Below are 23875 nucleotides of genomic sequence, written 5' to 3'. Positions count from 1 at the left end.
ATGTCCAAGTCGGGTTTGGCCAACCGGCTCTACCGCGGTGAGGCCGGTCTCAACCTGATCGGCAAGCGGAAGATCTGGTTCGGCGTCGCCGGCGCGCTGATCCTGGTCGCGCTGCTGAGCTTCGGCATCAACCGGTTCTCGCTGGGCATCGAGTTCGCCGGCGGCAACCAGTTCATCGTCCCGGCGGGCAGCAGCGTCACGCTCAACGGGGCGCAGGACGCCGTCAACAAGGCGCTGGCCGACAACGACCCCGAGGCCACCGCGCTGCCGGCCACGCAGGTCGGTCGCGGCGGCGAGACCTGGTACGAGATCCGCACGACGGCGCTCGACCCGGCCCAGACCAACGCGATCAAGGAGCAGGTCGCCCAGCAGTTGGGCATCGCGCCGAACGAGATCAACGACAGCTCGGTCAGCGCGGCCTGGGGCAAGCAGGTCACCGAGCGGGCGCTGCTCGGTCTGGTGATCTTCGTGGCGCTGGTGATGGTCTACCTGATCCTGCGCTTCGAGTGGCGGATGTCCGTCGCCGCCGTCTCCTCGCTGTTGCTCAACCTGGTGCTCACGGCCGGTCTCTACTCTTTAGCCGGCTTCGAGGTCACGCCGGCGACGATCATCGGCTTCCTCACGATCCTCGGTTTCGCGCTCTACGACGTGGTCGTGGTGTTCGACAAGGTGCAGGAGAACACCAGAGGCATCACGGCGAGCAGCACGCAGACGTACGGCGAAGCCGCCAACCTGGCCATCAACCAGACCCTGATGCGGTCGATCAACACCGGTCTGGTCGCGCTGCTGCCGGTCGGTGGTCTGCTGATCGCCGGCCTGACGGGCGCGAGCACCCTGGCCGACCTCGGCCTCGTGCTGTTCGTCGGTATGGCCGTCGCGGTCTACTCGTCGATCTTCTTCGCGACCCCGGTGCTGGTCACGCTCAAGGACTTCGAGCCGAAGATCCAGGCGCACACCAAGCGCGTACTGGCCCGCCGGGCGGCGATCGCCCGCGGCGAGGTCGCGCCGAAGCGCGGCGAGGCCGCCCCGGCCGGGGCGCGCCAGCCCCGCCAGGCGGCCCCCGAGCAGTCTTCGGAGGAGGTCGGCGCCCTGGCCGGCACCACGACGCCGAAGGTCGGCGCCCGGCCGGCTGGCTCCAAGCGCTCCGCCGGCGCCCGCGGTGGGCGTCCGGGCGGCGGCAACCGGCCCGGCGGCAAGCGCCGCTGACCGTGGACGAGAAGGCACTCGCCGATCTGGTGGTCGGGCACGTCGTCGACGTGCCCGACTTCCCGCATGCCGGCATTCTTTTCAAGGACATCACCCCGCTGTTCGGCGACGGCGCGGCGTTCCGGCAGGTGGTCGACGGGATCGTCGACCACCACGGCCGGTCGTCGTTCGACGTGGTCGCGGGCGTGGAGGCCCGGGGGTTCCTGCTCGCGGGGGCGATCGGCTACGCGACCGGCGCCGGCGTCCTGCCGGTCCGCAAGGCGGGCAAGCTGCCCCGGGAGGTGCTGGCGGCCTCCTACGCGCTCGAATATGGCGAGGCGACCCTCGAGGTGCACCGCGACGCGATCGAACCCGGCCAGCGGATCCTGGTGGTCGACGACGTGCTCGCCACCGGCGGCACCGCCGAGGCCACGCTCTCGTTGATCGAGCAGGCCGGGGGAATCGTCACGGGCTTCAGCGTGTTGATCGAGTTGGCGTTCCTTTCCGGACGGGCCCGCCTGGCCCCTCGCGACGTTCACGCCCTTTTGACCGTTTAGCCGGTCTCGGCCCGTCCGGGCGGGATCGGCCGGACGGGTAAACTTGGGCTGCCCGGTCACGACCCGGCACGGATCGCCACCACCTGGCTAGCGCAGGTGTTGCCGGCCCGATACGGTCGGTGGACCGCGAGGTGTTGAGGAGGCCGGTGTCCCACGACGTCGCCCCACCGGTGGCAGGCGAGAAGCGCCCGTCCGGCGAGGCCACAGAGCACACGACCGGGCAGACGACCCCGGCCGCCAGCGACGCACGCCCACAGACGGCGGCACCGACCGACGGCGGGGCGCCGATCGTGACCGCGGCCCGACCGGGCGGCAACGTCGGCTCGGCCGCCACGGTCACCCCGACGCCCAACGGGGCCAGGTCGGCGCCGAACGGCGCGACCACTGACTCCACCCCAGCCAACACGACCGAGGGTTCTGCCGCGGCCAGCGCCGGGTCCGCCCCGGCGGGCACGACCGCGGGCTCCGCTGCGTCTGGCACCGGGTCCGCCCCGGCGGGCACGACCGCGGGCTCCGCTGCGTCTGATTCCGGTTCCGCCCCGACCACCGCCGTAGGCATCGCTGCGTCCGGTGTGGGATCCACCTCGGCCAACACGACCGCAGGCGCCGCGGCGTCCAGCGACGGGTCCACCTCGGCCGCCCCGGCCACCACGGCCGCGGGCTCCGCCGCGCCTGGTGCGGGCTCCGCCCCAGCCACCACGGCCACCGGCTCCGCCGCGTCTGATGACCGGTCCACCTCGGCCACCACGACCGCACCTGCCGGCTCCAGCACGGCGTCCGCCGGGCCCACGACCACCGGCACCGCCGCGTCCGGTGACCGGTCCGCCGCCGGCACCGCGGCCCGCACGACGGCTCGCTCCGGCGATTCCGGCGGCGGGTCCGTCGCGGCCGCCCCGGGCGGTAGTGCGACCGAGGAGACCGGTCCCGCGACGTCGCGCGTATCACCTGCGAATGAAGCGGAAGCGACGCGGCCCCGCGCCGCGGCCGCAGCCGCTCCCGCCGCGGACCCGGCCGCCGACGCCGGCGCGGCGGAAGACACCGTCGAGTGGCCCGCCAACGGGCGGTCGCCCTACGAGGTCGACGACGAGGGCGCCGACGCCGACAGCGGCGTCGTCGTGCCCTTCCGAGACCGCGCCTCCCGTGAGGCCGCGGCCGACACCGGCTCCGGCTTCGGCCTGGCCGGCACGCCCACCGGCCGGCGGGTCCGGGCGCGGCTGGCAAGGTTCAACGCACCCTGGCAGGCCCCGCAGGTCAGCGAGGTGCTCGAGCCGCTGATCGCGACCCACCGCGCCAGCCACCCCAAGGCCGACGCCCGGCTGCTGCAGCGCGCCTTCGACATGGCCGCGCGCTGGCACTCGGGGCAATACCGGAAGTCCGGCGACCCCTACATCACCCACCCGCTGGCGGTCGCGACCATCCTGGCCAACCTCGGGATGGACACCACCACGCTGGTCGCCGCGCTGCTGCACGACACCATCGAGGACACCGACTACACGCTCGACTCGATGCGCACCGACTTCGGTGGCGAGGTCGCGCTGCTGGTCGACGGCGTCACCAAGCTCGACAAGGTCAAGCTCGGCGACGCGGCCAAGGCCGAGACGATCCGCAAGATGGTCGTCGCGATGGCCAAGGACCCGCGCGTCCTGGTGATCAAGCTGGCCGACCGGCTGCACAACATGCGTACGCTGACCTTCCTCCCGCGCCCCAAGCAGGAGCAGAAGGCCAAGGAGACCCTGGAGATCCTCGCGCCGCTGGCCCACCGCCTCGGTATGAACACGATCAAGTGGGAGCTCGAGGACCTCGCGTTCGGCACGCTGTTCCCGAAGCGGTTCGAGGAGATCAACCGGCTGATCGGCGAGCACCAGCCGCAGCGGGAGGCGCTGCTGCGCCAGGTGACCCAGAAGGTGCACACCGACCTGCGCTCGGCCAAGATCAAGGCGGAGACGACCGGCCGGCCGAAGCACCTCTACTCGATCTACCAGAAGATGATCGTGCGGGGTCGCGACTTCAACGACATCTACGACCTCGTCGGCGTCCGCATCCTCGTCGAGACCGTCCGCGACTGCTACGCGGCGCTCGGTGTGATCCACGCGAACTGGCAGCCCGTCCCGGGCCGGTTCAAGGACTACATCGCGATGCCGAAGTTCAACATGTACCAGTCGCTGCACACGACCGTGATCGGCCCGACCGGCAAGCCCGTCGAGATGCAGATCCGGACGTACGCGATGCACCGCACCGCGGAGTTCGGCATCGCGGCGCACTGGAAATACAAAGAGCAGAAGGGCGCGACGATCGTCGGCCCGCCGGCCCACATCGACGAGATGACCTGGCTGCGGCAGCTGCTCGACTGGCAGCGGGAGGCGAGCGACCCGAGCGAGTTCCTCGACGCGCTCCGGTTCGACCTCTCCAGCCAGGAGGTCTACGTCTTCACGCCCAAGGGCGACGTGATACCGCTGCCGACGGGCTCGACCCCGGTCGACTTCGCGTACGCGGTGCACACCGAGGTCGGCCACAAGTGCATCGGCGCCCGGGTCAACGGCAAGCTCGTCCCGCTGGAATCGACGCTGTCCAACGGCGACGTGATCGAGATCTTCACGTCGAAGTCCGACACGGCCGGCCCGACGCAGGACTGGCTCGGCTTCGTCAAGTCGCCGCGGGCGCGCACGAAGATCCGCCAGTACTTCAACAAGGAGCGCCGCGAAGAGGCGATCGAGGCCGGCAAGGACGCGATCGTCAAGGCGATGCGCAAGCAGGGCGTGCCGCTGCAGCGCATGCTGACGACCGACAACCTGATGACCATCGCCCGCGACCTGCACCTGGCCGACGTGGCGTCGCTCTACGCGGCGGTCGGCGACAACCAGGTGTCGGCGCAGTCGGTGGTCCAGCGCCTGATGGCGGGCTACGGAGGCGAGGAAGGCGCGGCCGAGGACCTGGCCGAGACCGCCGTCGCGACCCGCCCGCCCCGCAGCCGCACCGCCGGCCACGACCCGGGTGTGGTGGTCAAGGGCGTCAGCGACGTCTGGATCAAGCTGGCCCGCTGCTGCACCCCGGTGCCACCGGACTCGGTCTTCGGCTTCGTCACCCGCTCCGGCGGGGTGTCGGTGCACCGCGAGGACTGCGCCAACGCGGAGGACCTGAAGGCCCAGCCCGAGCGGGTGCTCGAGGTGAGCTGGAAGCTGACCTCGGCGTCGACGTTCCTGGTCGCGATCCAGGTGGAGGCGCTCGACCGGCACAAGCTGCTCGCCGACGTGACCCGCGTGCTCTCCGACGAGCGGGTCAACATCCTGTCGGCGACGGTCACCACGACCCGCGACCGGGTGGCGGTGAGCCGGTTCAGCTTCGAGATGGCCGACCCGAAGCACCTGGGCCACCTGCTGGCGGCGGTCCGCAAGGTCGACGGCGTCTTCGACGCCTACCGCGTCACCTCCGGCGCCTGAGTCACAGGATCTCGCGCCAGGTGACGCCGTCCTCGGACCACCAGGCGTTCACGGTGTGCCAGGTCGCCGCCAGGTAGCCGTCGGGCGTGACCTGGAACGACGGGGTGTGCGTCGTGTCGAGCTCGCTCGGGCCCAGCGTCCGGCCGTGGTCGGTGCTGCGGAGCACGCCGGCCGGCGTCGCGACGTAGAGGCTGCCCTCGCGGGTCGCCAGCAGGTTCGCGGTCGTGGCGGCCACGGTGGCTCCGGCCGTCCAGGTGCGCCCCGCGTCGCGGCTGACGAAGATCTCCACGGTGCCCGCGCCCCGGTAGCCGGCGTACAGGTCGGTGCCGTCGGCCGTCACGATCTCGCCGAAGCCGGCGTCGCGCGGCAGTGACCGGACGTCCCAGAGCCGGCCGCCGTCGGTGCTCTCGGCGATCGCCAGGTCGACACCCTCGACCGCGCTCGTGTTGCTCATGGGAGCGGGCCGCTCGGTCCGGTAGCCGACGATCCGCCAGACCCCGTCCGGCCGGGTCGAGGTGACGAACCGGGCCTGCCTGAGGGGGAGCGGGCGACTGTCGGAGGTCAGCACGCCCGAGGCCGCGTCGAGGACGGTGAGCCGGTCGTCGAGCACGAACGCGGTCGGCAAAGTGCTCGGCAGGATGCCGCGTTCGACCGCCGCCGGTCGCCAGGTGCTGCCGGCGTCGGTGCTCACCCACCGGGTGGGCGCCGAGACCTGGCCGCCGTGGTTGACGGCCAGCACCGCCGGCCCCGCGGCCGCCAGCACCTCGACCCCGTGGTCCGGCGAGCCGGGTCCCGCTCGCAGCGTCCAGGTGTGGCCCAGGTCGGAGCTGACGGCGACCTGCTGCGGCTCGAGGCACGGACCGTCGGCGCAGGGCTGGAAGACCTGGTACAGGTGCGCGGAGTCGCCGGCGACCATCGGGCCGTTGGCGAGTCCCGGCGGCAACGGCACCGGGGCCGGGTCGGGCGGCCCGGCCGCCGTGGTGGCGAGGCCGACCGCGAGTCCTCCGCCGAGCACGGCGACGGCGAGCCCGGCGAGCCAGGCCCGCCACCGGCGCCGCCGGGCGGCCCGGCCGACGACCTCGTCGTAGCGCGGCGTGAACGACTGCCGGATCTCCTCGGCGGTCTCGGTGAGGTCGATGTCAGGCACGGCTGTCCTCCCTTTCGCCGAGCGCGGCCGCGAGCGCGCGGCGGCCGCGGTGCAGGCGGGTCTTGACGGTCGCGACGGTGCAGTCCTGTGCCCGCGCGACCTCCGCGACCGGCAGGTCGGCGAAGTAATGCAGGACCAGGCACTCACGGACCGGCCGAGGCAGGCGCTGCAGGGCCTCGACGACGGCCACCCGGTCCGGCGAGACGGGCACGGTCGCCTCGGCCCGGGCCAACCGTCCGGTGCGGACCAGCCGGTCCAGGATCATGCGGCGGCGGAACCGGGACCGCGCCACGTTGACGGCCACGGTGCGCAGCCAGGCCTCCGGGCTGGCGACCGCGCGCAGCTGTCCCTTGCGGACCAGTGCGCGGGCGAACGCCTCGTGCACCGCGTCCTCGGCCTCCGCGTAGTCACCGGTGAGCCCGTAGACCACGGCCACGAGCCGGCCCGCCGACGCGGCATAGATCTCGCGCAGGTCGCGTTCCCCGTCCACCGCCACCCCGATTCATCGTCGTCAGTCTCTGCTTAGACCACCGGGGGGCGCGGAAGGTTACCGGGCAGAAAGACGACGGCGCCCCCGGCAAGCTGCCGGGGGCGCCGAGGGATGCGCGTGGGTCAGGCCGCGGGGGCGCTCACCGTCAGCGTCTTGATCTCGATGTCGTTCTTCGGGTGGCCGCCGCCCGGCGACGGGTCGAAGGCGCCGTCGTGGCCGGGCTCGGTGGCCTTCTTGATGTTCTCCAGGCCCTTGGTGACCTTGCCCAGCACCGTGTAGTCGGGCGAGAGCTCGACGTCCTGGTAGATGAAGAAGAACTGCGAGCCGTTGGTGTCCGGGCCGCTGTTGGCCAGGGCCACCACGCCCTCCGGGTACGCCGGGCGCTGGTCGACCGGGAGGTTCTCGTTGGCGTAGCGGAACGTCGGGCCGCCCGTACCGTCGCTCTCGCGGTAGCCCTTGCCCTTGGCCGACGGGTCACCGCACTGCAGCATGCCCGGGAACATCCGGTGGCACTTCGTGCCGTCCCAGAACTGCTTGCTGGCCAGGTAGCTGAAGGCCTCCGCGGTGCACGGCGACTTGGCCAGGTCCATCGTGACCTCGACCGGGCCGAAGCTGGTGTCGACGGTCATCACCTGGGTGCCGCTGGTCGGCGGGGTGGTGGTCGGCGGCACGCCGACATCCTTGGTGGTCGGCGTGCGCTGGTCGGGCGGAACCTCGCCCCAGGCGCAGCTGACCGGCGCGGTCGAGGGGTCAGCGCCGGCGGTCGTCTTGTCGTCGCCGCCGCCCATGCTGGTGACCAGCCAGACGACGCCACCGACGAGGACGAGCAGAGCCACGCCCGCGCCGATGAAGGCCTGCCGCTGCCGGCGCTTGTGGGCCTGTTCCTGGCGGTCGGCCATCTCCTGGGCGAGTTTCGCCCGCGCGGCCGCGCGCTGCCGATCTCTCGTGGACGTCACGGACTATCCTCCTGCTTCCGCACTCAGGCGTTTTCCGGGGTGACCTTAGCTCGCGTTCGACGGCGTGCCCGACGGCGCGCCGGTCGGGTTCGCGGTGGCGGACGGGGTGGCCGACGGCGCGCCGTCCGCCGGGTTCGCCTGCACCGCGCCGACCGTCAGCGACTGGATCGTGACGTCGGTCTTGGGCTTGACCTTGGCGCCGTTGCCGTTGTCGACCGTCTCGATCTTGCTGATCGCGTCGACGACGTCGAGGCCCGTGGTGACCTTGCCGATGATCGGGTACGCCGGCTCGCCGGCCGGGGTGAAGTCCTTGAAGAAGATCAGGAACTGGCTGCCGTTGGCGCCCGGCGGGTTCGGGTAGAGCGCGACCGTGCCGGCCGGGTAGACGGCCGGGGTGCCCGGCGCGGGCGAGGCCGACGGCGCCGGCGTCGGCGCGGCCGCCGGGACGTTCTCGTTGGCGAACGTGTAGGTCGGACCACCCAGGTTGGTGCCGCTCGGGTCGCCGCAGTGCAGCGCGCCCTCGGTGGTGATCTCGTGGCAGGTGGTGTTGTCGTAGAAGTTCTTGCCCGCGAGGAACGCCATGCTCGCGTTGCCGCACGGCGCGCCGGCCAGGTCGAGCTGGGCCTTGACGGCGCCCTGCGAGGTGGTGACGGTCATGTCGCGGACGCCGAAGGTCGGCACGTCGGTCGTCGACGGCTCGCCGACGTCCTTGGCGTTGACGTTGACCCCGGGCTCCTGCGGCGTCCACACGCACACGTCGGACGCGGTGTTGACCGGCTCCTTGTCGAAGCCGCCGAGGGCCCAGAAGGCACCGACACCGATCAGCACCAGCGCGAGCGCGCCACCCAGGCCGGCCTGGATGCGGCGCTTCTTGCGCAGGTTGGCGGCCCGCCTGGCCATCTGCCGATCGAGCTTGGCCCGCGCCAGCTTGCGCTGCCGATCCTTGGATGCCACCGGTGCTCCTCTTTCGGGTGTGCCTCGCGCCACAAACGTCCGGGAGAGCATACGGCCATTCGCTGGGAGCATGGTGAGAGGTCCTGCGGTTTTGGCGATCAAAGATCGTGATTGTGTACGTGATCAACGTCGTGATCGCCACGGCGTGTGCCGGGCGGTAATCGGCTCGCACTGCCCGCTAGGCTGGCCACAGCGACGAGAAGGGGACGACTGTGCTGATCACGGGTTTCCCGTCCGACGTCTTCGGCACCAACTGTTACGTGGTGGCCGCGGCGCCGGGCGAGCAGTGCGTGATCGTCGACCCGGGCATCGGGGTCGAGCAGCGGCTCGACGAGATCCTGGCCCAGCACAAGCTGCAGCCGGCCGCGGTGCTGCTCACCCACGGCCACCTCGACCACACCTTCTCCGTCGCGCCCGTCTGCGGTGCCAAGGGCATCCCGGCCTACGTGCACCCCGCCGACCGCGAGTTGCTCGCCGACCCGGGCAAGGCCTTGTCCATCGACCCGGCGCAGCTCTTCGGCGGCCGCTTCTCCTACACCGAGCCCTCCGACGTGGCGCCCCTCACCGACGGTGAGGCCCTCGCGATCGCCGGCCTCGAGATCACCGTCGACCACGCCCCCGGCCATACCAGCGGGTCGGTGCTGTTCCGGCTGCCGGCCGGCGCCGCACGGGGCTGGGACGCGGACGAGGTCTGCCTCTCCGGTGACGTGCTCTTCGCCGGCTCGATCGGCCGCACCGACCTGCCGGGAGGAAGCATGACGGCGATGACAGCCAGCCTTCGTGACCGGATCCTCCCGCTCGCCGACGACACCATCGTCCTGCCCGGCCACGGCCAGGCGACCACGATCGGCCGGGAACGCGCGACCAACCCGTTTCTGCAGGAAGTCATGCGACCGGCCCCGACCAGAGGGCTATGACCAAGATGAGCAAGCCACGGCCGATCTCCGGCTTCCCGGAGTGGCTGCCGCCGCAGCGCATGATCGAACAGCGCTTTCTTGACAAGATCAAAGACGTTTTCGAGTTGTACGGGTACGCGCCGCTGGAGACGCGTGCCGTCGAGCCGATGGACCAGCTCCTGCGCAAGGGGGAGACCTCGAAGGAGGTCTACGTCCTGCGCCGGCTGCAGGAGGACCCCGCGTCCGGCGCCGAGGACTCCCTGGGACTGCACTTCGACCTGACCGTTCCGTTCGCGCGTTATGTGCTGGAAAACTCGGGGAAGCTGCAGTTCCCGTTCCGCCGCTACCAGATCCAGAAGGTGTGGCGGGGCGAGCGCCCGCAGGAGGGGCGCTACCGCGAGTTCCTCCAGGCCGACATCGACGTCGTCGACCGCGACACGCTGCCTGCGCACTACGAGGCCGAGATGCCGCTGGTGATCGGCGACGCGCTGGGCTCGCTGCCGATCCCCAAGGTGACGATCCAGGTCAACAACCGCAAGGTCTGCGAGGGCTACTACCGCGGGCTGGGCGTCGGTGACCCGGAGGCGGCCCTGCGCGCGGTCGACAAGCTCGACAAGATCGGCCCGGCCCGGGTCGGCCAGCTGCTGGTGGAGACCGCGGGCGCGTCGGAGGCCCAGGCCAAGGCGGTGCTCGCGCTGGCGGAGATCTCGGCGCCGGACGCGTCGTTCGCCGACTCGGTGCGCGCGCTGGGGGTCAGCGACCCGCTGCTCGACGAGGGCCTGGCCGAGCTGGTCGCGGTGGTCGAGACCGCCGCGGCGTACGCGCCGGGTCTGTGTGTGGCGGATCTGAAGATCGCCCGGGGCCTGGACTACTACACGGGCACCGTCTACGAGACCCAGCTAGCCGGTTTCGAGCGGTTCGGGTCGATCTGCTCCGGGGGCCGCTACGACAACCTGGCGACATCGGGCAACGAACGCTTCCCGGGCGTGGGCATCTCGATCGGCCTGACCCGGATCCTCGGGTTGCTGTTCGGGGCGGGCAAGCTCGGCGTGTCGCGGGACGTGCCGACGTGCGTGCTGGTGGCGCTCGCGGACGAGGAGCACCGCCGCTCGGCGGACGGCATCGCGGCAGCGCTCCGCAGCCGCGGCATCCCGGTGGAGGTCTCACCGACGGCGGCGAAATATGGAAAGCAGATCCGCTACGCGGAACGCCGCGGGATCCCGTACGTCTGGTTCCCGGGCGACCCGGACTCGGTGAAGGACATCCGCTCGGGCGACCAGGTGGACGCGGACCCGGCAACGTGGTCGCCGCCGGCCGCCGACCTCCACCCGGTGATCACGGAACTGCAGTAAGGAAAGGCGAGCCACAGGCGGGCCGAGGCGGGGTAGTCGTGACCCCGCGTCGGCCCGTGCGCCCGTTGCGGGCCGTTTGTCTGGGCGGTGTCGGCCCCGTGCGCCTGTTGCGGGGCGTTGATCTAGGCCGTGCGGTCGTTGCGGGCGTTGTCCGGCCCGTGTCGTCGGATGGGTGCGCCGCCTCGTCACTGCCTGGCCGCGGCTGCCGCCAGGTCCTGGCCGGTCGCGTGGCCCGAGAGGCGGTGTCCGTCCGACCTGTTATGCCGGTGTGGGTAGGTCGAAGAGCAGGCAGGTCGACGTCGCGTGGGCGACCAGGCGGCCTGTCGCGTCCGTCAGGCGGGCCTCGCCCAGCGCCGTGCGGCGGCCGCGTTGCATGACCGTGCCGACGCAGGTCAGCATCTCCGAGCCGATCGTCACCGGCCGGAGGTATTTCACCGACAGGTCGACCGACGTGTAGCCCACGCCGGCCGGGAGTGTGGTGTGGACCGCGCAGCCCGCCGCCGTGTCGAGCAGCGTGGCGAGCACCCCGCCGTGGACCGAGCCCAGTGGGTTGTAGTGGTACTCGCGTGGTGGCATCTCCACCGTCACCCGGCCCTCCTCGGCCTCGAGGCGCGTCATGCCGAGCAGTTGCATGACCGGCGGCGGAGGCAACTCCCCGGCGATCATCGCGCCCAGCAGGGCCAGCCCGCTGGTCGTGCCGATCAAGGCGGCGTTGGTCGCCGGGTCGGACCAGGAGAAGGTACGGCTGCGCTTGACCTGCGTCTGCGTCATGGACCCAGCCTCGCAGTCGCTTGCTGGGTCTGTCAACGAGACTTAGGGTGGTTGTCATGAGTGCGCGGCCGGAAGCCCTCGAGTGGTCCGTGGACAACTGCACCGTGGGCCGGGCCATGGAGATCCTCGGGGAGCGGTGGACCTTCGTCGTGCTGCGGGAGATCGCCAACGGCATCCGGCGGTTCGACGACATGCGGGTACGCACCAACATCCCGCGCCAGGTGCTGACCAACCGGCTCGCCATGCTGGTCGAGGCCGGCGTGCTGCGCAAGGAGCCCTACCAGGACCCGGGCGCGCGAGTCCGCCACGAGTACCGCCTGACCGAGATGGGCTTCGACCTCTGGCCGGTGATCGTGGCGGTCCTGCAGTGGGGCGACCGCTACCTGGCGGACCCGGAGGGCTCCCCGCTGTCCACGGTGCACCGCGACTGCGGCGCACCGGTCCGCTCGGTGCTCCGCTGCGACGCGGGCCACGAGGTGACCAACCCGCGCGAGGTAGCGGCCCGCCCGGGCCCAGGCGCCCACCGCCGATCTTGACCCACGGACCGGCGGGCTTGAACCGCGGACCTGGCTCGATGCGTCAGCGAGTTTGTCCGGCGGGAGCGACGGTCCGGACCACCGCGGACCCGGGCAATGGATCGTCGGGTTAGGACTGTTCAATGCGGGTAGCGTGACCCCCGTGGCGCCCGAGCCCCCCGCACGCAGTGTGTCCGCGTGGGCGCCGCTGTCGGTCGCGACCTTTCGGTGGCTGTGGCTCGCCTTGCTCGCGTCCAACATCGGCACCTGGATGCAGACCGTCGGCGCCCAGTGGCTGCTGGTCGACGCCCCCGGGGCCGACGCGTTGGTCTCGCTCGTGCAGACCGCGAGCATGCTGCCCATCGTGCTGCTCGCCCTGCCGTCCGGGGCTTTGGCCGACACCTTCGACCGCCGGCGGCTGCTGCTCGCCGTGCAGGTCGGGCAGTTCGCGGTGACCGTGCTGCTCGGTGTGCTGACCGCGCTCGACCATATGCCGCCCGCGCTGCTGCTGACGTTGACCTTCGCGCTCGGGGCCGGGCAGGCGTTGACCCTGCCCGCGTGGCAGTCGGTGATCCCGGAGCTCGTGCCGCGCGCCCAGCTTCCGTCGGCGTCCGCGCTCGGGGCGATCAGCCAGAACGTCGTCCGCGCCATCGGGCCCGCCATCGCCGGCCTCGTCATCGCCTGGGTCGGCGTCGCGGCGGTGTTCCTGCTCAACTCGCTGTCGTTCGTGGTGTTCGCGGCCGTGCTGCTCTGGTGGCGGCGGCCCGTCGACGACGATCTCGGGCCTCCCGAGCGGTTCGGGGCGGCGGTGCGGGCCGGCGGCCGGTACGTGCGGCACTCCGTGATCACCCGCCGCATCCTGCTGCGGGCCGGGCTCTTCCTGCTGCCCGGCAGCGCGATCTGGGCGCTGTTGCCGCTGGTCGCGAGCCGGCGGCTGGGGCTCGGGCCGGGCGGCTACGGCCTGCTGCTGGCGGCACTCGGCGTCGGCGCCGTGGCAGGTGCCGCACTGGTGCCCCGCGCGCGGGCGCGGTTCTCGCCGACCCGGCTGATGGTCGTCGCCGCGGTGGTGTTCGGTGTGGTCACCATCGTCGTGGGCCTGGTGCGGGTCGAGATCGTGGTCGCGCTCGTGCTGGTCCCCGCAGGCGTCGCCTGGGTGACCGTGCTGTCCAATGTGAACGCGACGTTGCAGCTCTTCCTGCCCAATTGGGTACGCGCCCGCGGGCTGGGCGTCTACCAGATCGTCTTCGCCGGCGGGCAGGGCGTCGGCGCGCTGGTCTGGGGTGTGCTGGCGCAGGCGACCGACCTGCCGACCGCGCACCTGGCGGCCGGCGCGCTCATGCTGGCCGGCGCGGCGACGGTCGTGTGGTGGCCGCTGCCGGACATCGGCGGCCTCGACCGGGAGCCCGTCTCGTACTGGCTGGAGCCGCACCTCGACGTCGAGCCCGCACCGTACGGCGGGCCGGTGCTGGTCGTGCTCCGCTACGAGGTGCCGCCGGAGAACGAGGTGGCCTTCCGCACGGCGATGGAGAAGGTACGCCGTTCCCGGCGCCGCAGCGGTGCGGTGCGGTGGGGCCTGTTCCGGGAGGGCGAGCACATCGAGACGTTCGTCGAGGTCTACCAGGTGGCGTCCTGGGACGAGCACCGGCGGCAGCACGAGCATCGGCTGACCGGGGTGGACCGCGAGATCGAGGAGGCGGCGCGGGTGCTGGCGACCGGGCCGCCCGAGGTGGCCCACCTGCTGCCGGCCGACTGACCGGGCGGGCGGCTCGGGGGGGACCGCCGGACACAGCGGGCCGGACGCCCCCAAGCGCCCGGCCCGCCTGTCTTGCCGTAGCCCGGTGTGCCCGCCGGGGAACGGAAGTCGTCTGGATCAGCGGTTGCTGTTGTTCTTGTTGTTCTTGCGGTTCTGGATCCGGTCGCCACCCTTGCGCGCGGCGTCCTGGGCCCGGTCGACCTTGTCGGCGATCTTGCCGTCCGTCCTGGCGTCGATCGCGTCACCGGCCTTGTCGATCAGCCGGTCGCGCTCGTCCTTCTCGTTGAGCTTGTCCTTGGCCGCGTCGGCGGCGTCGCCGAACCTGTCGCTGATAGCCATCTGTGCTGCTCCCTCCGGTGTACGGCCGCCCCACGCGACCGCCCACACCCACAGAACGTAGACGGGAGCCCCAGTTTTCGCGGCAATTGTTCCGTTTCGCGCCGGGATCACGTGCCCGTGTGGTAGCCGATCGCCCCGTCCAGCGCCTTCCGCAGCGATGGCGCGTCGGGCGCGGTGGCGCTGATCATCGCGGCGTTCGGGTGGTTCCCGAGCGGCATGAGGGCGGCGGTGGGGCTCATGAGGACGGTTCGCGCCGGTGCCTGCGGGCCGACGATCACGAGCGTCCCGGCCGCGCGGGCGTCGTGGAGGACGGCCGGGCTGTTCCAGGTCGGTGTACGCGGCCCGATCGCGAGATCGTGGCGCAGGATCGTCCGCGCCGCACCCCTGATCGTGGTGGTGGTGCACAGGTCTCCGGGCGGCTCACCGTGCCGGCCGGTGACGAGCTCCTCACGCCAGAGCAGCTCGGCGCCGTCGCCGAGGTCCACGATGGACATGGTGTGATGGTCGCAGCCGTCGACGGCGACGGTGGGTTCGGGCAGGTAGACGAGGCGGCCGTGGACCGTCGCCGTGACCGTGAGGACGCTGGGCGCCGGCGGGTTGCTGGGTTGGGCGAGAGAGGCGGCGACGGTACGCACGACGAGGTGTGCGCCCGGGCCGACCTCCAGGTGCAGGCTCAGCGTGTCACCGCCCAGCGGGCCGGCGGCGCCGCCGACGAGGTGGACCTCGGCGGCGCCGGCGCGGTGGCCCGTGCGGCGGGGGAGGAGGGGCGGCTCGCCGTGGACGGTGGTCAGGCGGGTGCCGCCGCGACCGTCGGCCTCGGCGACGACGCGGGCTTCAGCCCGCACCGGCGGCCGCCGCACGCGCCTCGCGGTCGGAGGGGGCGGCGGCCGCCTGGATGCGGGCACGGACCCAGGTCGCCACCGGCGTCGCGACGCGGTCCTCGGTCAGTGAGAGAAAGACGGTCGGCAGGGAGCCGCGGCGGGCGGCCGCGTCGCGGGCCATCACGCCGAGGTCGGCGCCGACCAGCGCCGCCAGGTCGGTCTTGTTGATCACCAGCAGGTCCGCCGTCGTGACGCCGGGCCCGCCCTTGCGGGGCACCTTGTCACCGCCGGCCACGTCGACCACGAAGATCTGGTAATCGACGAGCCCCTTGCTGAACGTGGCGGTCAGGTTGTCGCCGCCGCTCTCCACCAGCACCAGGTCCAGCGCGCCGAGCCGCTCCTCGAGCTCCTCGACCGCGTCCAGGTTGGCGCTGATGTCGTCGCGGATGGCGGTGTGCGGGCAGCACCCCGTCTCCACCGCCCGGATGCGGTCGTCGGGCAGCACCCCCGCCCGCCGCAGGAAGTCGGCGTCCTCGGTCGTGTAGATGTCGTTGGTGACGACCGCGAGCCGCAGCTCACCGGCCAACGCCCGGCACAGCGCCGCGACCAGCGCGGTCTTGCCGGACCCGACAGGCCCGCCGATCCCGACTCGTACGGCGCGGTCATGGTGGTCAGGATGCAAAGAGACGCACCTCCCAGGTGGCGTGCTGCTCGGCGTCGACGTCGAGCAGGATGGCGGAGCCGGCGGGCAGGTCGTCCACCGGATCGTCGGCGCGCGCCGCGGCGACCACGGCGATCCGGTCACACTCGGGCGCCAGGTCGGCGACCAGCGCGTGCACACCGAAAGGATCCAGACCGAGCAGGCGTACGGCGGCCGACGCCGCCCCGGTCAGTCCTCCGTAGACGGCGACGAGCGCGGCTTCCCGCGCACCGAGCCCGGCCGCCGCGGCGGCGATCCCGACGGCGACCGGGTGATGCGGCGCCGCGACCGCCGGCGTGGCGGTGCCGGGCCAGATGCGGGTCACCGCCCGCAGCAGCGCACGCCCCTGCGCCCGCGACGCGACCCGCAACGCGGGCGACGCGGTCCGCACGTCCACGCCTTCGTCCAGGGCGGACACCCGCGCGTCGGGCGCGGACGACGGGTGAGGTCCGCCGTTGTCCGCGTTCGGCTTGGCGTCGGGCGACTCGCCCGGATCAGGGCCGCGTGCGCGACGGCCTGCGCCTGGTGCCGCGCCCCCTAGTTCGCACCACGCGGCGCACGTCGCGGCCGCGAAGGTCGCCGACAGCAGGCCCGCCGTCGCGGTGCGGCCACGCAGAAAGGAGGCCAGCGTCGCGAGGTCGTGGACGCGTCCCGCCGCCACCGCGGCCTCGACGCCGCCCGAGTGGGCGTGGGCGCCGGCCGGCAGCCGGCCGTCGGCCAGCACGAGGAGCGTCGACAGCGACATCAGAACAGGAAGTAGCGTTGGGCCATCGGCAGTTCGACCGCCGGCTCCGGCGGCACCACCTCGCCGTCGATGCGTACCGTGAACGTGTCCGGCTCGATCTCGATGCGGGGCAGGGCGTCGTTGCACGGCAGGTCCACCTTGGTCAGCGAGCGGGTGTCCGCCACCGGCAGCATCCGGCGGCTGACCGGCAGCCGGTCGCCGAGCAGCGCGTCGATCGCGGCCGGCGCGACGAACGCCACGCTGGTCTGGGCCGGCACCACGCCGTACGCGCCGAACATCGGTCTTGGCAGCACCGGCTGCGGTGTCGGGATCGACGCGTTGGCGTCACCGAGCTGCGCCCAGGCGATCATGCCGCCCTTGATGACGAGGAGCGGACGCACGCCGAAGAACGCCGGGTCCCAGAGCACCAGGTCGGCGAGCTTGCCGGGCTCGACCGAGCCGACCTCGCCGGCGATGCCGTGCGTGACGGCGGGGCAGATGGTGTATTTCGCGACGTACCGCCGGGCCCGCAGGTTGTCGGCGGGGCCGTCGCCGGGCAGCGCGCCCCGCCGGCGCTTCATCACGTGCGCGGTCTGCCACGTGCGGAGCACGACCTCGCCGGCCCGGCCCATCGCCTGCGAGTCCGAGCCGATGATCGAGATCGCTCCGAGGTCGTGCAGCACGTCCTCGGCCGCCATCGTGCTCGGCCGGATCCGGCTCTCCGCGAACGCCAGGTCCTCGGGCACCGTCGGGTTGAGGTGGTGGCAGACCATCAGCATGTCGAGGTGCTCGTCGAGCGTGTTCCGGGTGTACGGGCGGGTCGGGTTGGTCGAGCTCGGCAGCACGTTGGGCTGCCCGGCGACCGTGATGATGTCGGGCGCGTGCCCGCCACCCGCGCCTTCGGTGTGGTACGCGTGGATCGACCGCCCGGCGATCGCGCGCAGCGTGTCCTCGACGTACCCGGCCTCATTGAGGGTGTCGGTGTGGATCGCGACCTGCACGCCGCTCGCGTCGGCGACCCGCAGGCAGGCGTCGATCGCCGCGGGCGTCGTGCCCCAGTCCTCGTGGAGCTTGAAGCCGCCCGCGCCGCCGCGCAGCTGCTCCCACAACGCCTGCGCGCTGGTCGTGTTGCCCTTGCCGAGCAGCAGGACGTTGACCGGCCAGGCGTCGACGGCCTCCAGCATCCGGGCGAGGTACCAGGCGTTCGGCGTCACGGTCGTCGCCTTCGTGCCCTCGGCGGGGCCGGTGCCGCCGCCGATCACCGTGGTCACGCCGCTGGCGAGCGCGGTCGAGAGGACCTGCGGACAGATCAGGTGTACGTGGCTGTCGACCGCGCCGGCCGTCAGGATCCGGCCGTTCCCGGCGATCACCTCGGTGCCCGGGCCGATGACCAGGTCGGGGTGGACACCGTCCATCGTGTCGGGGTTGCCGGCCTTGCCGAGCGCGACGATCCGCCCGTCCCGGATGCCGACGTCGGCCTTGACCACGCCCCAGTGGTCGAGCACGACCGCGCCGGTGATGACCGTGTCGACGGTGCCCCTGCCCCGGCTGACCGCGGACTGGCCCATCGACTCGCGAATCACCTTGCCACCGCCGAAGACCGCTTCGTCACCGTACGCGCAGCGGTCCTCCTCGACCTCGACGAACAGGTCGGTGTCGGCGAGCCGGATCCGGTCGCCGGTGGTCGGGCCGTAGAGGACGGCGTAGCGGGGGCGGTCGATCGCGGTCATGCCGTCGCCGCGTCCAGCGGCCCGGCACACTCGCCGCGCAGGCCGGGCACGTGGCGGCGACCGGCGATCGGGACGAGGTCGACCTCGCGGTCGATGCCGGGCTCGAAGCGTACGGCGGTGCCGGCGGGCACGGCGAGCCGCTGTCCCCAGGCGGCGCGGCGGTCGAACTCGAGCGCGGGGTTCGCCTCGGCGAAGTGGTAGTGCGAGCCGACCTGCACCGGCCGGTCGCCCGTGTTCCGGACGGTCAGCGTCAGCACGGGCCGACCCTCGTTGATCTCGACCGGGCCGTCGCCGTACACGATCTCGCCGGGAATCATCATGGGATGGGGTCGTGGACGGTGACCAGCTTGGTGCCGTCCGGGAACGTCGCCTCGACCTGCACCTCGGGGAGCATCTCCGGCACGCCGTCCATGACGTCGGCGCGACCGAGCACGCTCCGGCCCGCCGACATGAGATCCGCCACGGTGCGGCCGTCGCGAGCGCCCTCGAGCAGGAACGCGGTGATGAGGGCCGTCGCCTCTGGATAGTTGAGCCGCAGGCCGCGCTCGCGCCGCTTGCGCGCCACGTCCGCGGCGACGTGGATGAGCAGGCGTTCCTGCTCGTGCTGACTGAGGAACATGGCTCACCTCTGTGGTGCTGACTGCCGGGCCCTCTTCGGGGCCGGCGACCGTGCGTCACGATGCTGCCATCAGAACGTTACGCACCCATTACGCCCCTTGTTGGTAGGGCGCGCGGCGGCCGTCGTACGCTTACGGAAATGGACCGTCACCACCCGATCTGCCGCACCTGCGGGGTTCAGCGTGCCCGCGACGCTGACCGCACCCTCTGCCCGATCTGTGCCGACGAGCGGCAATATGTCGGCTGGGGCGGGCAGCGGTGGGTGTCGATCACCGAGTTGCACGCCGAGGGCCATCGCGGTGTCGTCCGCGAGGAGGCGCCGGGGCTGTGGGGCGTCGGCGTCGAGCCGAGCGTCGGCATCGGTCAGCGGGCGCTGGTGGTGCCCGGGCCCGACGGCAACGTGCTGTTCGACTGTGTGCCCTATGTGGACGAGTCCACGGTCGACGCTGTGCGTCAGGTGGGCGGGCTGGCGGCGATCGCCGTGTCACACCCGCATTTCTACGGGTCCATGGTGGAGTGGAGCCGGGCGTTCGGTGATATTCCCGTTTACGTGCACGCGTCCGACGCCGAGTGGGTGCCGCGGTCCGGCAACATCGTGCTCTGGGAAGGCGACCGGCGGGAGATCCTGCCGGGGCGGACGCTGGTCAACTGCGGCATCCACTTCCCGGGGGGCACCGTGCTGCACTGGCCGGGACTCGACGGCAAGGGCGCGCTGTGCACCGGTGACATCTTCACCGTCGTGATGGACCGGCGCTGGGTGAGCTTCATGTACAGCTATCCCAACCTGATCCCCGAGCACCCCGACACCATCGTGCGGGCGGTGTCGCTTGTGGACTCGATGCCCTACGACACGGTGTACGGGGGTTGGTGGGGTCGGGTCGTCGCCGGCGGGGCGAAGGAGCGGGTGCGGCGGTCGGCGGATCGCTATCTGGCACACGTGGGGCGTTAGGTCGCGTCCTTCTCGGCGTGCGCGTCGGTGCCCGCGCCCCGCGGCGCCCGCGCCCCGCGTCGGCGCCGGCTCCCCGCCCGCGCCCGCTCGCGTCTGCGCCCGCGCCCCGCGTCCGCGCCGGCCTCCGCGCCCGCGTCGGTCTCGGCGTTGGTTTCCGCTTGGGCTTTGGCCTTGACTTGGGCCCGGCCTTGGCTTCCGCTTCTGCTTCCGCTTCGGCTTTCGTCTTCACTCGGGCTTGGCTTTGGCTTTGGCTTGGGCCTTGGCTTTGGCGCGGCGGCGTTTCGGGTCGCGGAGCTTCCATGCGACGAAGAACCAGATGCCGGCGATCAGGCCGGCCGCCGTGGCCGGGGCGAGTACCCACCGCTCGAAGACCTCCGCGGCGCCGAAGCCGATGGAGACGGCGAGGAACGCGGCCGACCCGATGCCGACCGCGGCCACCACCGCGGCGGGGGTGGGCAGGCGCTGGCGGACCCGGCGGACGTCCGCGCGCTTCGGCTTCGGGTTACCGGTCGGGGTCAAGGCGGCGATCCAACTCCTCGTCTGACATTTTCTCGTCCTGGCCCTCGAAGAGCCGCTTACCCTCGTTGCCCGCCGTGTTGAGGGCCTTGTCGGCGGGACCCATCCAGGTGCGGAAGTCGGTCGCGGACTGGCGCAGCGCCGTCCCGCTGCCGACCCAGCCGCTGGCGAAACGACCGTTGACGCGCAACTGGAACGAGGCCTGCACGCGCCGCATGATCCGCGGGTGCATCCGGTAGAGCACGCCACGCAGGCGAATGATGATCTGGGCGACCTTCTGGATGAAGGTCACCCCGCGGGTCGTGACGATCGCGCCCTGCGCCGTGGTGGCCGCGGCTGCGGCGGCCGTCGAGGCGCCGGCGGTCGGGACCGCGGCGGCCAGCGCGGGAAGCCACGTCATGATCATCCACTCGACGAACGTGGCGATCAGGCCGATCACGAACGCCTGCGCGACGTCCATCAGCAGCTTGGCGGTGTTCAGGATGAACACGAGTTGCTGCACGTCGCCCTGGATGCCGGCGACGCCACCGGCGAACTCCTCCAGGCGGGCCCGGGCCGCGTCGGCGGCCTCGCCCTGCCAGCCGACCAGGCCCTCGCGGGTGGCTTCGAGGATCTCCTTGGCGAGCGGCTCGAGCGCGTTGCCCACACGCTCCCACTTGGCGATCTCGCCTTCCATCCGCTCGGGGTTGCCGGTCACCAGGCCGAGCAGGTCCTCGAGCGGCTGGACCACGTCGATCAGGAACGAGAGGCCGGCCGAGAGCAGCGCGTTGAGCGGGTCGACCGCGTACATGGCGACGTTGATGCCGAGGTCGCCCGCACTGCCGGCGATGTTGAACAGCTCGCCCCAGTCGCCGTCGCCGTTGACCATCTTGGCGCCGGCGGACACGGCCTGCGGCAGCCCGGTGACGCCGGCGAAGTCCTTGACAGGGTCGAGGCGCAGCACGTCGTAGCCGCCGACGCTGACTGAGCCCGCGCCGCCGTAGCCGTCCCAGTCGCCGGTGACGTCGACGCCGCCGTCTTTCGTGCCGTAGTCGGTGACGTCGTTGGTGACGTCGCTGTCCTTGAGTCGTTCGTCGGTCATCGCGGGTCAGCCGCCCAGCAGGTCGCGGATCGACTGCAGCGCCTTCTCGATCTCCGCTTCGGACTCGCGGTAGTTCTGTGCCGTGCAGTCGAGCGCGTCGACCCGGTTCTGCAGCGCGTCGCCCATCATCGCGAGGTGCTCGTAGGTGTCGTCGGCGTACCGCCAGTACATGGCGGCGAACGGCGCGCCGATCGCGCCCCAGATGTACCACTCCGGGTTGGCGTCCTCGGCGAGCGTGAGGATGTCGGCCGCCCGCTCACGGATCTCGGCGAGCCGGGCCCGGCACACCATGATCTCGTCGACGTCGGTGCGGAAGCCTTCTCCCACGGGTGTCTCAGCTCCGCCGTCGTCGGTCTTCGGGGGTCTGGTTGGTTTGTGGGCTCTGCTGCTCCTCGACCAGCGTGCGGATGTCGAGGCGGGGGCCGGCCAGGCGCTGGACGCGTTCGGCCATCAGCATCGCCGCCCGCGCGGTCGCGGCCATCACGGTGTTGTGGACGATGCCGGCGAGGGTGGCGGGGTCGTGCCGGAACTGGTCGGTGCCGATATGGATCGCCAGCAGCTCCCCGCCCGGTCGTACCTCCGCCGCCACGCCGCCGTCGTCGGACCGCGCGGACGCCTTCATCGCGGCCAGGTCGGCGCGTAGCTCGGCGTAGCCGGCGAGCTGCTGCGCCGATTCGGCGCTGAGCCGGCGGAGCACCTCGCCCGCGCGGCGGCCCTCGCTGTCGAACGGGCCGTCCTCTTCGGGCAGGTCGTCGAGGTCGGGCTGCTCCGTGCCGGGCACCTCGGGCAGGGTGCCGCCGAGCAGGCCGGGCAGCTCGGTGCGGCCGCGGCCGACGGTGTCGAAGGCCTCGGTCATGGTGCCGGTGGCCTCGGCGGTCGCCTGGCGGGCGGTGTCGACGACGAGCGCGCCGAGCCGCTCCGGGCTGTAGCGGTAGGCCGCCCGCCCGAAGCCCAACCCCACGATCGCGTTGCCGGGACCCGCGGTGACCTCGACGGCACCGTCCGGTGTGGAGACGGTGGCGGTGGCCGCGGCGACCGCCTGACGAAGCGCGTCCACCGTGTCCCGCAACTCGGACTGCGGCATGGGCTTCGGTATCGCGGTCTTCCGTATCGCGTCGAAGGCGCCCATCAGACCCCCAATGCCGAGCGCGCCGGTCGGGCCGCCAAACCCTAGCACCGATCGCGATCGTTGTTCACGATCCGTGTGCCCGCTGTGCCCCCTCCCGTTCCGCGAAGGCTCGCAGGTCGTGCCGCTGAATCGCGGCGGCCATCAGCTCGGGGAAGACGTCGGGCGTACACGCGAACGCCGGAACGCCGAGCGCGGCGAGCGCGGCCGCGTTGTCGTGGTCGTAGCTGGGCGCCCCGTCGTCGGAGAGCGCGAGCAGCACGACCACTTGGACGCCCGCGCCGACGAGATCAGCGACCCGGTGCAGCATCTCGTCGCGTACGCCTCCTTCGTAAAGGTCGCTGACCAGCACGAAGATGGTCTCGCGTGGCCTGGTGACGAGCCGCTGGCTGTACGCGATCGCGCGGTTGATGTCGGTGCCGCCGCCGAGTTGCGTCCCGAAGAGCACCTCGACGGGATCGCTCAGGTGCTCGGTCAGGTCGACGACGGAGGTGTCGAAGACGACGAGTGAGGTGCGAAGCGTGCGCAGTGACGCCAGCACCGACGCGAACACTCCGGAGTAGACGACCGACGAGGCCATCGACCCGGACTGGTCGACACAGAGAATCACATCGCGTTGTACGGCGCTGCCGCGTCGCCCGTACCCGATCAACCGCTCGGGCACGATGGTGTTGTAAGCGGGTTGGTAGTGCCGCAGGTTGGCATGGATGGTGCGGTTCCAGTCGATGTCGCCGTGCCGCGGCCGCTCGATCCGAGTGGCCCGGTTGAGCGCACCGGTGACGGCGGCCCGGGCCCGCTGCGCGACCCGCTTCTCGAGGTCGTCGACGACGCTGCGGACGACCTGTCGGGCCAGCTCACGGGTCTTGTCGGGCATGACGGAGTTGAGCGACAGCAGCGTGCCGACGAGATGCACGTCGGGCTCGACCGCGGAGAGCATCTCGGGTTCGAGCAGGAGACGGGTGAGGTTGAGCCGCTCGATGGCGTCGGTCTGCATGACCCGGACGACGCTCTGCGGGAAGTACTCACGGATGTCGCCGAGCCACCGGGCCACTCTGGGTGCGGAGGCGCCCAGGCCGCCGGAGCGTCGCTTGCCCTCGGCCTCGCCCTGCCCGTCGCCGTCAGGGGCGCGGTCGTAGAGAGCGGCCATCGCGGCATCCATCGCGGCGTCGCGGCCGCCGGGTTGGCCGAGCGATTCGTCGGCGGGCTCACCGAGCGCGAGCCGCCAGCGCCGCCGCCGTTCGTCCTCAGCACTCATCGC

At 72.0% G+C, this 23875-nt stretch carries 24 protein-coding genes and 1 pseudogene; 8 read left to right on the top strand and 17 right to left on the bottom strand.

Annotated elements, in window-relative coordinates; genetic code table 11:
• From secF to Asi02nite_RS05270, 3 genes and pseudogenes are all read left to right on the top strand, one after another.
• A complete protein-coding gene (gene secF, locus Asi02nite_RS05280; RefSeq protein ID WP_203710988.1) occupies positions 1–1206 on the top strand; it encodes a protein translocase subunit SecF in 1206 nt (401 codons plus the stop codon).
• Positions 1203–1742 (top strand): adenine phosphoribosyltransferase, encoded by a 540-nt coding sequence (locus tag Asi02nite_RS05275; protein WP_203711020.1) that lies wholly within the window; start codon positions 1203–1205, stop codon positions 1740–1742. Before secF ends, Asi02nite_RS05275 begins: the two co-directional genes overlap by 4 nt.
• 1085 nt (positions 1743–2827) lie before the next feature.
• Positions 2828–5179 (top strand): annotated as a pseudogene (locus tag Asi02nite_RS05270) (RelA/SpoT family protein); the annotation flags it as partial.
• 1 nt (position 5180) lies between these two features.
• Here Asi02nite_RS05270 and Asi02nite_RS05265 read toward each other — a convergent pair.
• The 4 genes from Asi02nite_RS05265 to Asi02nite_RS05250 form a co-directional block, all read right to left on the bottom strand.
• Positions 5181–6326, bottom strand: a complete 1146-nt coding sequence (locus Asi02nite_RS05265; protein WP_203710987.1) for a beta propeller repeat protein — start codon at positions 6324–6326, stop codon at positions 5181–5183.
• Entirely contained in the window at positions 6319–6822 is a 504-nt protein-coding gene (locus Asi02nite_RS05260; protein WP_239126489.1) for a sigma-70 family RNA polymerase sigma factor, read from the bottom strand. The genes Asi02nite_RS05265 and Asi02nite_RS05260 overlap by 8 nt, the downstream gene beginning before the upstream one ends.
• A 116-nt stretch (positions 6823–6938) precedes the next feature.
• The gene (locus Asi02nite_RS05255) at positions 6939–7772 is read right to left on the bottom strand and encodes a peptidylprolyl isomerase (protein WP_203710986.1); all 834 of its coding nucleotides are present in this window, start codon (positions 7770–7772) and stop codon (positions 6939–6941) included.
• Positions 7773–7817: 45 nt separating this feature from the next.
• Positions 7818–8672, bottom strand: a complete 855-nt coding sequence (locus Asi02nite_RS05250) for a peptidylprolyl isomerase (RefSeq protein WP_239126497.1) — start codon at positions 8670–8672, stop codon at positions 7818–7820.
• A gap of 266 nt (positions 8673–8938) precedes the next feature.
• On the opposite strand from Asi02nite_RS05250, the gene Asi02nite_RS05245 reads away from it, so the two are divergent.
• Together Asi02nite_RS05245 and hisS are read left to right on the top strand one after the other, a co-directional pair.
• Positions 8939–9643: an MBL fold metallo-hydrolase gene (locus Asi02nite_RS05245; RefSeq protein WP_203710984.1), complete on the top strand. Its 705-nt coding sequence runs from the start codon at positions 8939–8941 to the stop codon at positions 9641–9643.
• 5 nt (positions 9644–9648) lie between these two features.
• A complete protein-coding gene (hisS, locus tag Asi02nite_RS05240; RefSeq protein WP_203710983.1) occupies positions 9649–10974 on the top strand; it encodes a histidine--tRNA ligase in 1326 nt (441 codons plus the stop codon).
• A 258-nt stretch (positions 10975–11232) separates the two neighbouring features.
• On the opposite strand, the gene Asi02nite_RS05235 is transcribed toward hisS, so the two are convergent.
• The gene (locus tag Asi02nite_RS05235; RefSeq protein WP_203710982.1) at positions 11233–11745 is read right to left on the bottom strand and encodes a PaaI family thioesterase; all 513 of its coding nucleotides are present in this window, start codon (positions 11743–11745) and stop codon (positions 11233–11235) included.
• Positions 11746–11801: 56 nt separating this feature from the next.
• Between Asi02nite_RS05235 and Asi02nite_RS05230 the strand changes: the two genes are divergently transcribed.
• On the top strand, positions 11802–12281 hold the full coding sequence (locus tag Asi02nite_RS05230) for a winged helix-turn-helix transcriptional regulator (protein ID WP_203710981.1): 480 nt from the start codon (positions 11802–11804) through the stop codon (positions 12279–12281).
• Positions 12282–12423: 142 nt separating this feature from the next.
• The gene (locus tag Asi02nite_RS05225; RefSeq protein ID WP_203710980.1) at positions 12424–14013 is read left to right on the top strand and encodes an MFS transporter; all 1590 of its coding nucleotides are present in this window, start codon (positions 12424–12426) and stop codon (positions 14011–14013) included.
• Between the two features lie 117 nt (positions 14014–14130).
• On the opposite strand, the gene Asi02nite_RS05220 is transcribed toward Asi02nite_RS05225, so the two are convergent.
• The 7 genes from Asi02nite_RS05220 to Asi02nite_RS05190 all read right to left on the bottom strand — a co-directional run bounded on the left by Asi02nite_RS05220 (position 14131) and on the right by Asi02nite_RS05190 (position 18946).
• Complete coding sequence (locus Asi02nite_RS05220) at positions 14131–14352, bottom strand: antitoxin (RefSeq protein WP_203710979.1); 222 nt, start codon at positions 14350–14352, stop codon at positions 14131–14133.
• A 107-nt stretch (positions 14353–14459) separates the two neighbouring features.
• A complete protein-coding gene (locus tag Asi02nite_RS05215; RefSeq protein WP_203710978.1) occupies positions 14460–15197 on the bottom strand; it encodes an urease accessory protein UreD in 738 nt (245 codons plus the stop codon).
• Entirely contained in the window at positions 15187–15855 is a 669-nt protein-coding gene (gene ureG, locus Asi02nite_RS05210) for an urease accessory protein UreG (protein ID WP_203710977.1), read from the bottom strand. Before ureG ends, Asi02nite_RS05215 begins: the two co-directional genes overlap by 11 nt.
• The gene (locus tag Asi02nite_RS05205) at positions 15845–16618 is read right to left on the bottom strand and encodes an urease accessory protein UreF (protein WP_203710976.1); all 774 of its coding nucleotides are present in this window, start codon (positions 16616–16618) and stop codon (positions 15845–15847) included. Before Asi02nite_RS05205 ends, ureG begins: the two co-directional genes overlap by 11 nt.
• Positions 16618–18327: an urease subunit alpha gene (locus Asi02nite_RS05200; RefSeq protein WP_203710975.1), complete on the bottom strand. Its 1710-nt coding sequence runs from the start codon at positions 18325–18327 to the stop codon at positions 16618–16620. The genes Asi02nite_RS05205 and Asi02nite_RS05200 overlap by 1 nt, the downstream gene beginning before the upstream one ends.
• Positions 18324–18647 (bottom strand): urease subunit beta, encoded by a 324-nt coding sequence (locus tag Asi02nite_RS05195; protein ID WP_239126488.1) that lies wholly within the window; start codon positions 18645–18647, stop codon positions 18324–18326. Before Asi02nite_RS05195 ends, Asi02nite_RS05200 begins: the two co-directional genes overlap by 4 nt.
• Positions 18644–18946 (bottom strand): urease subunit gamma, encoded by a 303-nt coding sequence (locus Asi02nite_RS05190; RefSeq protein ID WP_203710974.1) that lies wholly within the window; start codon positions 18944–18946, stop codon positions 18644–18646. The genes Asi02nite_RS05195 and Asi02nite_RS05190 overlap by 4 nt, the downstream gene beginning before the upstream one ends.
• Before the next feature lie 138 nt (positions 18947–19084).
• On the opposite strand from Asi02nite_RS05190, the gene Asi02nite_RS05185 reads away from it, so the two are divergent.
• Entirely contained in the window at positions 19085–19894 is an 810-nt protein-coding gene (locus Asi02nite_RS05185; RefSeq protein WP_203710973.1) for an MBL fold metallo-hydrolase, read from the top strand.
• Between the two features lie 225 nt (positions 19895–20119).
• On the opposite strand, the gene Asi02nite_RS05180 is transcribed toward Asi02nite_RS05185, so the two are convergent.
• The 5 genes from Asi02nite_RS05180 to Asi02nite_RS05160 form a co-directional block, all read right to left on the bottom strand.
• Complete coding sequence (locus Asi02nite_RS05180) at positions 20120–20413, bottom strand: hypothetical protein (RefSeq protein ID WP_203710972.1); 294 nt, start codon at positions 20411–20413, stop codon at positions 20120–20122.
• A complete protein-coding gene (locus tag Asi02nite_RS05175; RefSeq protein ID WP_203710971.1) occupies positions 20397–21491 on the bottom strand; it encodes a hypothetical protein in 1095 nt (364 codons plus the stop codon). Before Asi02nite_RS05175 ends, Asi02nite_RS05180 begins: the two co-directional genes overlap by 17 nt.
• 6 nt (positions 21492–21497) lie before the next feature.
• Positions 21498–21818 (bottom strand): hypothetical protein, encoded by a 321-nt coding sequence (locus tag Asi02nite_RS05170; protein ID WP_203710970.1) that lies wholly within the window; start codon positions 21816–21818, stop codon positions 21498–21500.
• 7 nt (positions 21819–21825) lie between these two features.
• Positions 21826–22575, bottom strand: a complete 750-nt coding sequence (locus Asi02nite_RS05165) for a YbaB/EbfC family nucleoid-associated protein (RefSeq protein WP_203710969.1) — start codon at positions 22573–22575, stop codon at positions 21826–21828.
• A gap of 109 nt (positions 22576–22684) precedes the next feature.
• The gene (locus Asi02nite_RS05160) at positions 22685–23872 is read right to left on the bottom strand and encodes a VWA domain-containing protein (RefSeq protein ID WP_203710968.1); all 1188 of its coding nucleotides are present in this window, start codon (positions 23870–23872) and stop codon (positions 22685–22687) included.
• Positions 23873–23875: the final 3 nt, after the last annotated feature.

Origin of the sequence: Asanoa siamensis (assembly GCF_016862555.1) — a bacterium.
GTDB classification, from domain to species: Bacteria; Actinomycetota; Actinomycetes; order Mycobacteriales; family Micromonosporaceae; genus Asanoa; species Asanoa siamensis.
This window is presented reverse-complemented; position numbering and strand designations above follow the sequence as displayed.